General features: G+C 68.3%; 15 protein-coding genes and 1 tRNA gene. 5 read left to right on the top strand and 11 right to left on the bottom strand.

The genetic code is table 11. From position 1 onward, the window contains the following. Window positions 1-2: 2 nt before the first annotated feature. The 3 genes from RMO04_RS14640 to RMO04_RS14630 all read right to left on the bottom strand — a co-directional run bounded on the left by RMO04_RS14640 (window position 3) and on the right by RMO04_RS14630 (window position 1,978). Window positions 3-92, bottom strand: a tRNA-Ser gene (locus RMO04_RS14640). A gap of 72 nt (window positions 93-164) precedes the next feature. After that, the gene (locus RMO04_RS14635; RefSeq protein ID WP_309645503.1) at window positions 165-1,091 is read right to left on the bottom strand and encodes a hypothetical protein; all 927 of its coding nucleotides are present in this window, start codon (window positions 1,089-1,091) and stop codon (window positions 165-167) included. Beyond that, window positions 1,058-1,978, bottom strand: a complete 921-nt coding sequence (locus RMO04_RS14630) for a tetratricopeptide repeat protein (protein WP_309645502.1) — start codon at window positions 1,976-1,978, stop codon at window positions 1,058-1,060. The genes RMO04_RS14635 and RMO04_RS14630 overlap by 34 nt, the downstream gene beginning before the upstream one ends. A gap of 130 nt (window positions 1,979-2,108) precedes the next feature. Between RMO04_RS14630 and msrA the strand changes: the two genes are divergently transcribed. Together msrA and RMO04_RS14620 are read left to right on the top strand one after the other, a co-directional pair. Next, a complete protein-coding gene (msrA, locus tag RMO04_RS14625) occupies window positions 2,109-2,762 on the top strand; it encodes a peptide-methionine (S)-S-oxide reductase MsrA (RefSeq protein ID WP_309645501.1) in 654 nt (217 codons plus the stop codon). After that, window positions 2,759-3,091: an MmcQ/YjbR family DNA-binding protein gene (locus tag RMO04_RS14620; RefSeq protein ID WP_309645500.1), complete on the top strand. Its 333-nt coding sequence runs from the start codon at window positions 2,759-2,761 to the stop codon at window positions 3,089-3,091. The genes msrA and RMO04_RS14620 overlap by 4 nt, the downstream gene beginning before the upstream one ends. Here the strand turns inward: RMO04_RS14620 and RMO04_RS14615 are convergent. The 4 genes from RMO04_RS14615 to RMO04_RS14600 form a co-directional block, all read right to left on the bottom strand. Further along, window positions 3,088-3,795, bottom strand: coding sequence for a DUF599 family protein (locus tag RMO04_RS14615; protein ID WP_309645499.1), 708 nt, complete (start codon window positions 3,793-3,795; stop codon window positions 3,088-3,090). The genes RMO04_RS14620 and RMO04_RS14615 overlap by 4 nt on opposite strands. 4 nt (window positions 3,796-3,799) lie before the next feature. After that, window positions 3,800-5,128: an MFS transporter gene (locus tag RMO04_RS14610; protein WP_309645498.1), complete on the bottom strand. Its 1,329-nt coding sequence runs from the start codon at window positions 5,126-5,128 to the stop codon at window positions 3,800-3,802. A gap of 62 nt (window positions 5,129-5,190) precedes the next feature. Next, window positions 5,191-5,349, bottom strand: coding sequence for a DUF3309 family protein (locus tag RMO04_RS14605; protein ID WP_309645497.1), 159 nt, complete (start codon window positions 5,347-5,349; stop codon window positions 5,191-5,193). Window positions 5,350-5,425: 76 nt separating this feature from the next. Then, a complete protein-coding gene (locus tag RMO04_RS14600) occupies window positions 5,426-5,812 on the bottom strand; it encodes a DUF983 domain-containing protein (RefSeq protein WP_309645496.1) in 387 nt (128 codons plus the stop codon). 256 nt (window positions 5,813-6,068) lie between these two features. Between RMO04_RS14600 and RMO04_RS14595 the strand changes: the two genes are divergently transcribed. Further along, window positions 6,069-6,227 (top strand): hypothetical protein, encoded by a 159-nt coding sequence (locus tag RMO04_RS14595; protein WP_309645495.1) that lies wholly within the window; start codon window positions 6,069-6,071, stop codon window positions 6,225-6,227. Between the two features lie 5 nt (window positions 6,228-6,232). Here RMO04_RS14595 and RMO04_RS14590 read toward each other — a convergent pair whose 3' ends face one another. Next, window positions 6,233-6,370, bottom strand: coding sequence for an entericidin A/B family lipoprotein (locus tag RMO04_RS14590; RefSeq protein WP_309645494.1), 138 nt, complete (start codon window positions 6,368-6,370; stop codon window positions 6,233-6,235). Between the two features lie 64 nt (window positions 6,371-6,434). Further along, on the bottom strand, window positions 6,435-8,240 hold the full coding sequence (gene lepA, locus RMO04_RS14585) for a translation elongation factor 4 (protein WP_309645493.1): 1,806 nt from the start codon (window positions 8,238-8,240) through the stop codon (window positions 6,435-6,437). Between the two features lie 158 nt (window positions 8,241-8,398). On the opposite strand from lepA, the gene RMO04_RS14580 reads away from it, so the two are divergent. Both RMO04_RS14580 and RMO04_RS14575 read left to right on the top strand, forming a co-directional pair. Continuing rightward, on the top strand, window positions 8,399-8,764 hold the full coding sequence (locus RMO04_RS14580; protein ID WP_309645492.1) for a hypothetical protein: 366 nt from the start codon (window positions 8,399-8,401) through the stop codon (window positions 8,762-8,764). Between the two features lie 93 nt (window positions 8,765-8,857). Further along, a complete protein-coding gene (locus RMO04_RS14575) occupies window positions 8,858-9,481 on the top strand; it encodes a DUF1134 domain-containing protein (RefSeq protein WP_309645491.1) in 624 nt (207 codons plus the stop codon). A gap of 6 nt (window positions 9,482-9,487) precedes the next feature. Here the strand turns inward: RMO04_RS14575 and RMO04_RS14570 are convergent, their stop codons facing one another. Together RMO04_RS14570 and RMO04_RS14565 are read right to left on the bottom strand one after the other, a co-directional pair. Further along, window positions 9,488-9,949 carry a VOC family protein gene (locus RMO04_RS14570; RefSeq protein ID WP_309645490.1) on the bottom strand — a complete coding sequence of 154 codons (462 nt, stop codon included), beginning with the start codon at window positions 9,947-9,949 and terminating at the stop codon, window positions 9,488-9,490. A 43-nt stretch (window positions 9,950-9,992) separates the two neighbouring features. Next, window positions 9,993-11,422, bottom strand: a 1,430-nt coding sequence (locus RMO04_RS14565) for a phenylalanine--tRNA ligase subunit beta (RefSeq protein WP_309645489.1), incomplete at its 5' end; no start/stop codon positions are given.

Raw genomic sequence — 11,422 nt, 5'->3', positions numbered from 1 at the left:
GGTGGCGGTGAGAGAGGGATTCGAACCCTCGTTACGGTTTCCCGTAAACACGCTTTCCAAGCGTGCGCGATCGACCACTCCGCCACCTCACCACACCGAGGGTGGCCTTGGCCCCCAGCGGAAGGCGCGCAATATACTCATGACGGCCACGCGGGCAAGCGGCGTTACAGCGCGGCCGCCAAGGTTCGCGGATTGAGCAGCGAACCTGGCTCGGCGCGCCTTAGGCGAGCTTCCAGGGCCGCCGTTCGATCTTGCCAGCGGGCGAGACGGGCGCGGGCGTCGGGACGGCCTTCACGCAAGGCCTGGGCGATCTGCGCCAGCTCCCGATCCGCGCGGCGCAGGGCCTCGCGCTCGCCGGGCAGTCGGTCGTATCGTTCGTCCAGCAGGAACAGCCGCGCGCGCGCCGCTGCGACCAGGAAGACCGCGGTCCTGCCGTCCTCGGCGGCGCGGGCCGCTGTCGTGGCGCGGCGGACGTCGGACATCAGGGCTTCGACGGTGACGGCTTGCGCCGCCTCGGCCGGACAGGCCGCCGGGCCCAGCGCGCGGACATAGTCGGCCAGGCCCGCCAGGACGTCCGGCCTCGGTTCGGGGCCGTCGAACTCTTCGACGATCAGACCCCTGACGAAGGGCGCGACGTCGGCGGGGGCGACCTTCAGCGCGGCGCGCGGTCCCGAGAGATCGGGTATGGGCTTGGGATCGTCGACCCCGTTGCCGCGATGAGACGAGAACAGCGACGAGGTCACGTCGGCCGTGCCCGGCGGCCCGGAGACCCCTGGAAATCGGAACGCGGAATTGGCGCGGCCGGCCCGGTGGCAGCTCTCGCAGCTGATCCCGGCCCGCGCCGCCTGGCCGCCCAGCAGCAGCGGCGTGCGGAACGCGGCGCGTCCGATCTCCACGGAGCGCGCCAGGGCCGCGTCGCCGGGCATGGTGAGACACTCAGTCGGTTCCAGCGTCAGCACGGCGACCGGGTCAGCGCCCAGCGCCAGCCAGCGCATGGCCGCCAGCGGGATGTCCGCGGCCGGGGCGGCCCCGGCGCCCAGCAGGCCGACCGCCAGCCCTATCGCGCGGGTTCGCCGCCGGCGTCGATCCAACGGCGCAGCTCCTCGGCCTCGGCGCAGCCATAGGCGCAGGCGCGGTCCAGGCGGGCCAGCATCACCCTGGCGCCGTCCATGTCGCCCCGTTCGACCTTCAGCTCACCATAGTATTCGGTCGCGCCGCGATGCTGGGGCGCGATGGTGAGCGCCTGCTGGTAGTAGGCTTCGGCCCGGTCGAAAGCGCCCTTCTTGCGCCAGGCGTAGCCCTGGTAGGTCAGGATGTCAGGGTGCGGGCCAAACGCCTCGCGGGCCTGGCCGAGCGAGGCCAGGGCGTCGTCGTAGCGCTTCTCGTTGATCAGGCCGACCGCCTGCAGGTAGGCGCGGTCGCCGGCCTGGGCGAACAGGAGGGGCGTCGACAGGGCCGCGCTGGGCGAGGCCGCGGCGCTCTCCACGGCGCTCAGGCCGGACTTCAGCGCCGCGGCGTCGCCGCAGGTTCCGGCGCAGGCGTCGGACTTGGCCTTCAACCAGGCGAGTTGCTCCTGGGCCTTGTCATCCTTCAGACGGGCCAGGGAGACGCCCAGACCCGTACGGGCCGCGATATCCTCGGGCTCGAGCTTCACCGCCTTCTCATAGGCGCGCTTGGCGCCCTTGGCGTCGTCCTGGCGTAGGTTGGCGACGCCCAGCAGTCGCCAGGCCTCGGCGCTTTTCGGCGCGGCGGTCACGACCCGCGCGAACGCCTTCTCCGCCTCCTTGTATTTTTCAGCGTTCAGCGCCGCCACGCCCTTGGCGTATTCCTCGGCCGGATCGTAGGTGGGGCCCGAGGCCGAGGGCATGTCCATTCCGCCGCCGCCACCGCCGCCGCCGCCGCCGGCTGCGAAGGCCGCGCCGCTCAGGGCCAGGCTCAGGGCCGCGCCCGTCAACAGGATCTTGTGGAACCGCACCATGTCGCGTCCTCCCAAGGGACTTTGCTGAAGCTTGCCACGAAAAGCGACGGACGTCAGCCGACGCCGAAGAGTGCAAACAGGCTCGACGACGCCTATATTGGCGTACCAGATCCCGACGAGGCGAATTATCATGTTCTTCGGCAAGAAGCCCCTCGACCTGCCCACCGCGGCCACCGCCCTGCCGGGTCGGCAGAATCCCCTGCCAACCGCCCGGACGCACTTCGTCAACGGCGCGGCCTTGAAGGGCCCCTATCCGGACGGCCTGGAGACGGCGTTGTTCGCCATGGGCTGCTTCTGGGGTGTCGAACGCAAGTTCTGGCAGGTTCCCGGCGTCCATGTGACCGCCGTCGGCTACGTGAACGGCATCACCCCCAACCCGACCTATGAGGAGGTCTGTTCGGGCCGCACGGGTCACACCGAAGCGGTGCTGGTGGTCTACGATCCCCGGGTCGTCACCTATGAGGACCTGCTGAAGGTTTTCTGGGAAGGTCACGACCCGACCCAAGGCATGCGCCAGGGCAACGACATCGGCAGCCAGTACCGTTCCGGCATCTATCCGTATGACGACGCCCAGGCCTCGGCCGCGGCGGCTTCGCTCGGCGCCTACCAGCAGGCGCTCGCCGACAAGGGCTATGGCCCGATCACCACCGAGATCGCCGCGGCGCCGGAGTTCTACTTCGCCGAGGACTATCACCAGCAATACCTGGCCAAGAACCCGGCCGGCTATTGCGGCGTTGGCGGCACCGGCGTGACCTGCCCGATCGGCGTCGGCGTCCAGGCGTGACGCGCGGAGAGGTCGAGGCGCTCGCCCTGGCCCTGCCCGCCACGACCAAGGTGGTCCAGTGGGGTGGGTCGGACGTGTTCAAGGTGGGCGGCAAGGTCTTCGCGATCAGCGGCGATGATTCGGTGTCGTTCAAGGTCACCGAGATCGGCTTCGTGGCCTTGACCGAGACCGGCGTCGGACGCCAGGCGCCCTACTGCGCCAAAGGCCAGTGGATCGCGGTCGACATCGCGACGGTGCCCGACACCGACCTGCAGTCCTGGATCGCCACCGCGCACAGCCTGATCGCCGCCAAGCTGACCCGCAAGCTCCGCGCCGAGCTCGGCCTCTAGGGCTGGTCGAGCAGCCGCCGCACCTCGGCGATGGCGCGGGCGGCGGGTGAGCGGCGTTGGCGGGTCACTAGCAGCGCCACGGCCAACAAGGTCAGCAGGATGAAGGTCTCCGGCCCGAACAGCCAGCCCACGGCGGCCAGGGCGAAGTAGTAGCCCCGCACCCCGCGATTGAACGACGACAGGGCGGGATTCAACAGGCGGGCGGCCGCCACGCCGTAGGGCGCGGTCGACGGTCCGTTCTCGATCTCCGGCGCCGCCCCGATCACCGCCAGGCAGTAGTTCATCTGCCGGATCGACCAGATGAAATCCAGCAGGCCGCGTGCCAGGGTGATGACCACCAGAGCCACCTGGGCCTCGAACAGCAGGCGCGAGGACGTCTTCAGCACCATCAGGCTGGAGGCGCTCTCGAAGGTCCGCTCGCCGCCGAACAGGGCGCCGGCCGCCGCGGCGATCAGGATCAGGTTCGACGATGCGAAGAAGGAGGCCGAGTTCAGGGTGTGGCCCAGGATCTGGCCGTCCATGAACTTGTTCTCGCGGCTGGCCATGTTCTTCATCCATGCCAGGCGGATGACGGTCATGTCGGTGTTGATCAGCCCCTTGCCTCGGGCGAACACCTTCAGCAGCGGCTCATAGGCCAGCCAGGCCAGCGCGAAGACCACCAGGGCCGCGATATCCAGGGGGCTCAGCGCGTCCAGGAACTTCATCGGCTCAGTCCTCGGTGATCAGGCTCTCGCGATTGGTGTTGCGCAGGCGCAGGGCCACCAGGAAGGCTATGGCCATGATCACCGAGACATAGATGTAGAAGCCGCTCTCCATGCCCTTGCTCTTGAACCAGAGGGCCGCGTACTCGGCGGTGCCGCCGAAGATGGCGTTGGACATGGCGTAGGGCAGGGCCACGCCCAGGGCGCGGACATGGGCGGGGAAGAGCTCTGCCTTCACCACGGCGCTGACCGAAGTGTAGCCCGATAGGATCACCAGCAGCAGGGTCATCAGGCCGAAGGCCGCCAGGGGCGCCTCGGCGCCGGCGATCGCGGACATCACGGGGTAGGTGACGATCATCCCGCCGAAGAAGGCGAAGGCGATGGTGCGGTTGCGTCCGACCTTGTCGGAGAGCCAGCCGAACAGGGGCTGGGCCAGCATGTAGAGGAACAGGGCCGCCGCCGTGATCGCGGTGGCGGTCTCCTTGGCGAAGCCGGTCGTGTTGACCAAGAACTTCTGCATGTAGGTCGTGTAGGCGTAGAAGGCCAACGACCCGCCCGCGGTGAGGCAGAAGATCATCGCGCTCTCGCGCGGGAACTTCATGAACAGCAGCATGGTGGTCGCGCGCGGCGCGCCGTCGGCCTGGCCGGCCAGGAACGAGGGGCTCTCCTCCAGGCCCGACCGGATCCAGAACACCACCACGGCCAGGGCCGCGCCGATCAGGAAGGGGATACGCCAGCCCCAGGCCTCGAGATCGGCCTTGTCCATGAATGTCTGCAGCAGGATCAGGACGCCCAGCGCCACCAGCTGGCCCATGATCAGGGTCACGTACTGGAAGGACGACCAGAAGCCCCGACGGGCGCGGCCCGCCATCTCTGACATGTAGGTGGCGCTGGCGCCGTACTCGCCGCCCACGGACAGGCCCTGCAGCAGGCGGGCGACCAACAGGATCACCGGCGCGGCGGTTCCGATCATGGCGTAGTCAGGCGCCACCGCGATCAGCAGGGAACCGGCGCACATCATCCCAACGGCCAGCGTCAGGGCGGCCTTGCGCCCGGCGCGGTCGGCGTACAGTCCCATCAGCCACGCGCCCACCGGGCGGGCCAGGAAGCCGATGGCGAAGATCGCCGCCGTCTGCAGGAGCTGGGCGGTCTGGTCGCCCTTAGGGAAGAAGTGCGGCGCGAAATAGAGGGCGAAGGACGAGTAGGCGAACCAGTCGTACCACTCGACCAGATTGCCCGCCGATCCGCCCAGGATCGCCTTGGCGCGGGCAAGCGGGGTGAGGCCCGGCGTCAGGATGTCCTTCGGCGCCTGGGTGTCGACCCCTGTCTCGCTCATGCGCTCTCCCCCGAACCCTGTCCGGGGGAGAGGTTAGGGCGCCTTGGCGATGCGATGAAACCCTAGATGCGTCCCATGAGGACCAGAACCAGCACGACGACGAGCACCAGGCCGAGGCCGCCGGAGGGGAAATAGCCCCAGGACTTGGAATGGCCCCAACTCGGCAGAGCGCCGATCAGCAGCAGGACCAGTACGATGAGCAGGATTGTGCCAAGCGACATGGTGGTTCGTCTCCCGAAAGCCCCGACGAGATGTCAGGCGGGACAAACGGTCATCCATGGCGGAGGTTCCCTTGGCCTAGCGGCGGGGATCGGGCACGTCGCTCAGGTGGAGGGTGGCGTCACCCTCCTTCTTCGCGATGGCGTAGAGAAGGCCGATGAAGGCCCCCTTGACCCTGGGCAGCAGGGCCAGGGTCACGATGGCAAGCGGGATCAGGGTGGCGGGCAGCACGTAGATGGTCGGCGCCTCCCAGATGATCGAGAAGACCAGCAGCGGCGCCACGATCAGATGGCCGACGATCAGGATGGTGAAGTAGGCGGGGCCGTCATCGGCAGGATAACGGGCCAGGTCGTGTTCGCAGGAATTGCAGCGCGGTTCGACCTTCAGATAGCCCCAATAGAGCTTGCCGTCCCCGCAGTGGGGACAACGGCCCTTCAGACCTCGGAACATCGACTGAACGAACATGTTACGCCATTCGCGAAAAACGATGATTGGCCATATGCACTCCATTATCCCATGTGGAAAGCGCCATCGGCGTCGCAGGGATGGAAGAGCGGCCGCAACACCCGAGCGAATCAGGGTTTCAGGCGAGTCGCGGCTAAACGTCCTATCTTATCAGCAGGTTATCCATGGTTGTACGCCGCGCCGGCGCACCCGCGAGGCGCTGGTGGAACGCTCTGCCGCGCTCGTCTCTTCATCTTGGGCGTAGAGGAGCCTCGCCATGACCCCGGAAGACCGCGACCCTCCGGCCAAGAAGCCGGTCCACGGCCACACCGGTCCGACCACGCCCGCCGAGGACGGCGCCCGCGAGGCGCCGGCCGTGTCGAAGGCAGACGCCGCGAAGATCGCCGAGGCGGCCTCACGCGAAGAGGACGCCTGAGGGGCCTATTTCTTCATGTCGTTGGCGGTGTCCGTCACCGCCCGGCCCGCCGCCTGGGCGTCCTTGCCCACGCCGGCGACGGTGTTGCAGCCGGCGGTCAGCAGGGCCGCGGCCGCCACGGCCAGGATGATCGTCTTGCGCATGTGTCTGCTCCCTGAAAGGCCTGTCGTCATGGCCAAGCTTCGGGGCGATTTCTAGGCGGAATCTCTAGTCGGCGTCCATCTTCAGCGCGGCGATGAAGGCTTCCTGCGGGATCTCGACCTTGCCGAACTGGCGCATGCGTTTCTTGCCGGCCTTCTGCTTGTCCAGCAGCTTGCGCTTGCGGCTCATGTCGCCGCCGTAGCACTTGGCCGTGACGTCCTTGCGCAGGGCGCGGACCGTCTCGCGGGCGATGATCCGGCCGCCGATGGCCGCCTGGATCGGGATCTGGAACATGTGGGGACTGATCAGGTCCTTCATCTTCTCGACCATGCCCCGGCCGCGAGCCTCGGCCCGGTCGCGGTGGACCAGCATGGAGAGCGCGTCGACGGGCTCGGCGTTGACCAGGATCGACATCTTCACTAGGTCGCCGACCCGGTAGTCCTCGATGGAATAGTCGAAGGAGGCGTAGCCCTTGGAGACGCTCTTCAGCCGGTCGTAGAAATCGAAGACCACCTCGTTGAGCGGCAGGTCGTAGACCACCAGGGCGCGGGTCCCGACATAGCTCAGCTCGCGCTGCTCGCCGCGACGGTCCTGGCAAAGCTTGATCACCGAGCCGAGGTACTCGTCCGGGGTCAGGATGGTGGCCTTGATCCAGGGCTCGGCGATGGTGGTGATCTTCACCGGGTCGGGCATGTCGGCGGGGTTGTGCAACTCGATCTCCGAGCCGTCCATCATGCCGATCTTGTAGACCACGCTGGGGGCGGTCGCGATCAGGTCGAGGTCGAACTCGCGGCTGAGGCGCTCCTGGATGATCTCCAGATGCAGCAGCCCCAGGAACCCGCAACGGAAGCCGAAGCCCAGCGCCGCGCTGGTCTCCATCTCGTAGGTGAAGGAGGCGTCGTTCAGGCGCAGGCGGCCGATGGCGGCGCGCAGGTCCTCGAAGTCGGCGGCGTCCACCGGGAACAGGCCGCAGAACACCACCGACTGCGCCACGCGGAAGCCAGGCAGGGCGGTGGCCGTCTGGCGCTTTTCCTCGGTGATCGTGTCGCCCACGGCGGCGTCGGCCACCTGCTTGATCTGGGCGGTGATATAGCCGATCTCGCCGGGACCCAGCTCGGCGGTCTCGGTCTGCTTGGGCTTGAAGACGCCGATGCGGTCCACCTGGTGGGTGACCCCGGCGTTCATCATCCGCACCTTCATGCCGGCCTTAAGCACCCCGTCCAGCACGCGCACCAGCACCACGACGCCCAGGTACGGGTCGTACCAGGCGTCGACCAGCAGGGCCTTCAGCGGGGCGTCGCGGTCGCCCTTGGGCGGCGGCAGGCGCGTGACCACGGCCTCCAGCACCTCGGCGATGCCGACCCCGGTCTTGGCCGAACAGAGCACCGCCTCGGAGGCGTCGATGCCGATGACGTCCTCGATCTGCTGGCGGATGCGCTCGGGCTCGGCGGCCGGCAGGTCGATCTTGTTCAGGACCGGGACGATCTCGTGATTGTTGTCGATGGCCTGATAGACGTTGGCCAGCGTCTGGGCCTCGACGCCCTGGGAGGCGTCCACCACCAGGATCGAGCCCTCGCACGCCGCCAGCGAGCGGCTGACCTCGTAGGCGAAGTCCACGTGGCCGGGGGTGTCCATCAGGTTGAGGATGTAGGTCTCACCGTCCTGAGCCTTATACTCCAGGCGCACCGTCTGGGCCTTGATGGTGATCCCGCGCTCACGCTCGATCTCCATGTTGTCCAGGACCTGCTCGGTCATCTCACGCTTGGTGAGGCCGCCGGTCTCCTGGATCAGGCGGTCGGACAGGGTCGATTTCCCGTGGTCGATATGGGCCACGATGGAGAAATTGCGGATGTGGGAGAGGGGCGTCGTCATTGTGGGCGGGCTTTAGCACATTCCGGGGGTTAGGCGAGGGCCGCGGCGGTCAACGGGGCCCCTGAAACGTCTCGGTGGACCGGGCGCGCCCGTGACGCCGATCAATGCGCGGTGGAGGCGGCCTCTATAGCCGGATCGCAAAACCCAGGGAGGTTGGCTTGAGCTCTGCGTCCAGGACCATCGCAAGAATCGTCGGGCCTCCGGTCGTCGCCCTGGCGGTGACGGAGTGGATCAACATGGACATCTTCGCCCAGCAGACCGCGCCGGTCGTCTATCTCAACGGGACCCTGCTTCTGGTTGGCGGCGTGGCCATCCTGCAGGCTCACAACCGCTGGAGCCCAGGCTGGCCGCTGCTGGTGACCCTCACCGGCTGGATCACCGCGGCGCTAGGCCTCCTGCGGATGATCGCGCCCCAGGCGACCCAGGCGCAGGAGGGGCCGACCATCAACCTTGTGTTCATCGCCTTGGCGATCCTCGGCGGGGCCCTGTCGATCCGCGGTTACTTGCTGCAAGACGACGCCTGAGGCCGCCATGGTTAATCCAGCGTTAAGGCTGAGCGCCGCATTCATGCCGCCAGGGGATGGGAGGCTGCCCAAGCTCTAGAGGATACCCGCGCCATGGACCGTCGCACGCTCATAGCTTCCAGCATCGCCACGCTCGCGAGCGCCGGCTGCGCCGCCGCCCAGCCGCGCGATCCGCTGGCCGGGAGCCCGCAATCGCCCAACAGCACGCCCAGCTATCCGCCGGGCGAGCCCGCGCCGACCTATTCCAGCGAGGAACTGGTCAGCACCGTCTCCGACTTCCTGGGCGTGACCGCCGAGGCCGCCGGCGGCGCGATCGAGCGCGTCTTCAAGGACAACGGCCGCCCCACCGCCTACATCGCCGGCGAGGAAGCCGCCGGCGCGATCACCGTCGGCGCCCGCTATGGCCGCGGCCTGCTCTACATGAAGGGCAAGCAGCCCCAGGAGGTCTTTTGGCAGGGCCCGTCGGTGGGCTGGGACCTGGGCGGCAACGCCAGCCGGGTCTTCACCCTGTGCTACAATCTCCAGTACCCGGAAGTGATCTTCCAGCGTTTCCCCGGCGTCGAGGGCGCGGCCTATCTGATCGCGGGCCTGGGCGTGAACTACCTGCGCTCGGACGACGTGACCCTGGCCCCGATCCGCGCGGGCGTCGGCCTGCGGCTGGGCGCCAATGTCGGCTATCTGGGCTTCAGCCGCGAACGGCGGATCCTGCCCTTCTAAGGTCGCCTAGCGATCGTCGAGGCTGGCGCCGACCCGCTGGCTGGCCGTGGCGAACAGGCCCTGGCCGGGAACGTGGTTGAGCTCCAGCCGGATGCCGTCGGGATCCTCGAACAGCACGGCGTAGTAGCCCGGCGCCCAGGGTTCGTCCTGCGGCGGGTGGACGATCTTGGCGCCGATGGACACCAGGAAGACGTGGAGCTCGTCGACGTCCGCCCGCTCCCGCGCCCGCCAGCAGTGGTGGTGCAGCCCCACCCGATACTGGGCGAACCTTGCCCCAGCGTGCTCCGGATCGGGCCGACGGATTCCGAAACCCGTGCGGCCGCCGACGCAGTAATAGGTGTCGACGCTGTCGGCGACCTCCCGCAGGCCCAGGAAGGGCAGGAGTTGGCGATAGAAGGCCACCGAGGCCTCGAAGTCGCCCGCGGTGATGAAGGTGTGCGCGACGCCGTTGATCTCCATGGCGCGCATGGAGGCACGGTGACGTCGGCGGAAGTCAAACGCCGGACGCCGCCTAAGCCCGCAGCTTCGCCCCGACCGCCTTCTCGGCTGCAGCGACGACCTTGGACGAGAGAGCTTCGATCTCCGAGTCCGTTAGGGTCTTTTCGCGCGGCTGGAGGGAGACCTCCACGGCCACGGACTTGGAGCCATCGGCGACGCCGGGGCCTTGATAGACGTCGAAGACCCGGGCGTTCGAGATCAGGGCCTTGTCGGCCCCGGCCACCGCGCGAACCAGATCACCGGCCGCGACGCCGTCGGCCACCACGAAGGCGAAGTCGCGCGATAGCGGCATCAGCGAAGACAGCTCCAGGGCCGGCTTGGTCTTGGTGGACTTACGCTTGGGCTCGGGAATTGCGTCGACGATGAGCTCGAAGCCGTACAGCGGACCGTCCACGTCGAGCGCCTTCAAGATGCGCGGGTGCAGCTCACCGAACTCGACCAGGGTGTTCTTGCCCAGGCGCATGGTGGCTGAGCGGCCCGGGTGCCACCAGTCCGACAGGCCGCCCTGGGCCGTCTGCAATGAATTCACCGGCGCGCCCAGGTCGTCCAGCAGGCTGAGCAGGTCGGCCTTGAGGTCGAACAGGGCGTCGGTGGTCACGCCGTCCCAGCGACGCGGCGGGTGGGGGGCGACGACGGCGGCAATGCTGGTGACCTGTCCCGCGGGCGTGTCGTCCTTGTAGAACGGGCCGATCTCGAACAGGGCCACGTCGGGGAAGCCGCGCCGGGCGTTGCGGCCTGCCGCCTCGATCAGGTTGGGCAGGATCGAGGGCCGCATGCAGTCGAGGTCGGCGGCGATGGGGTTGGTCACCACCAGCGCATCGGCCCCGCCGCCGAACAGGCGGGCGGTGTCGCGCTTGCAGAAGCTCCAGGTGATGGTTTCGGCATAGCCCTTGGCGGCCATGGCGCGTCGGCCGGCCCGGATGCGGGCTTGGCGGACGGTCAGCACGCCGCCGGCCGATTTCGCCATATCCGGCAGGGCCTTGGCGGGCAGGGCGTCATAGCCCTCGATGCGCGCCACTTCCTCGACCAGGTCGGCCTTGCCCTCGACGTCGCGCCGCCAGGACGGGGGGAAGACCAGGTCGGCCTCCATGTGGAAGCCCAGGTCGCGCAGGATGTCGTCGATGCGATGGGGTTGAAGCTCAAGACCCGAGAGTTGCGTCACGTAGGCGCGGTCGAAGGCGACGGGCTCAGGGCGGGGCAGGGCCTCGCCGACGACCACGATCTCGGACGGCTCGCCGCCGCACAGCTCCAGGATCAGCCTGGTGGCCAGCTCGATACCGGGGACCAGGCTCTCGGGGTCCACGCCGCGGGCGAAGCGGTACTGGGCGTCGGACTGAATGCCGGTGGCTCGCCCCGTGCGCGCGGTGCGGCCGGGATCGAACCAGGCGGCCTCGACGAAAACGTCGGTGGTGGCTTCGTCGCACGCGGTGGATTCCCCGCCCA

The organism is Phenylobacterium sp., from assembly GCF_031412415.1.
GTDB lineage: Bacteria > Pseudomonadota > Alphaproteobacteria > Caulobacterales > Caulobacteraceae > Phenylobacterium.
The sequence above is the reverse complement of the archived record's forward strand: the minus strand, read 5'-3'. Positions and strand labels throughout refer to the sequence as shown.

What these genes read in the sequence shown, in the direction of transcription:
- RMO04_RS14630 (WP_309645502.1), bottom strand. Translation starts at nt 1,978, where the DNA reads ATGGTGCGGTTCCACAAGATCCTGTTGACGGGCGCGGCCCTGAGCCTG.
- msrA (WP_309645501.1), top strand. Translation starts at nt 2,109, where the DNA reads ATGTTCTTCGGCAAGAAGCCCCTCGACCTGCCCACCGCGGCCACCGCC.
- RMO04_RS14615 (WP_309645499.1), bottom strand. Translation starts at nt 3,795, where the DNA reads ATGAAGTTCCTGGACGCGCTGAGCCCCCTGGATATCGCGGCCCTGGTG.
- RMO04_RS14610 (WP_309645498.1), bottom strand. Translation starts at nt 5,128, where the DNA reads ATGAGCGAGACAGGGGTCGACACCCAGGCGCCGAAGGACATCCTGACG.
- RMO04_RS14605 (WP_309645497.1), bottom strand. Translation starts at nt 5,349, where the DNA reads ATGTCGCTTGGCACAATCCTGCTCATCGTACTGGTCCTGCTGCTGATC.
- RMO04_RS14600 (WP_309645496.1), bottom strand. Translation starts at nt 5,812, where the DNA reads ATGTTCGTTCAGTCGATGTTCCGAGGTCTGAAGGGCCGTTGTCCCCAC.
- RMO04_RS14595 (WP_309645495.1), top strand. Translation starts at nt 6,069, where the DNA reads ATGACCCCGGAAGACCGCGACCCTCCGGCCAAGAAGCCGGTCCACGGC.
- RMO04_RS14590 (WP_309645494.1), bottom strand. Translation starts at nt 6,370, where the DNA reads ATGCGCAAGACGATCATCCTGGCCGTGGCGGCCGCGGCCCTGCTGACC.
- lepA (WP_309645493.1), bottom strand. Translation starts at nt 8,240, where the DNA reads ATGACGACGCCCCTCTCCCACATCCGCAATTTCTCCATCGTGGCCCAT.
- RMO04_RS14575 (WP_309645491.1), top strand. Translation starts at nt 8,858, where the DNA reads ATGGACCGTCGCACGCTCATAGCTTCCAGCATCGCCACGCTCGCGAGC.
- RMO04_RS14570 (WP_309645490.1), bottom strand. Translation starts at nt 9,949, where the DNA reads ATGCGCGCCATGGAGATCAACGGCGTCGCGCACACCTTCATCACCGCG.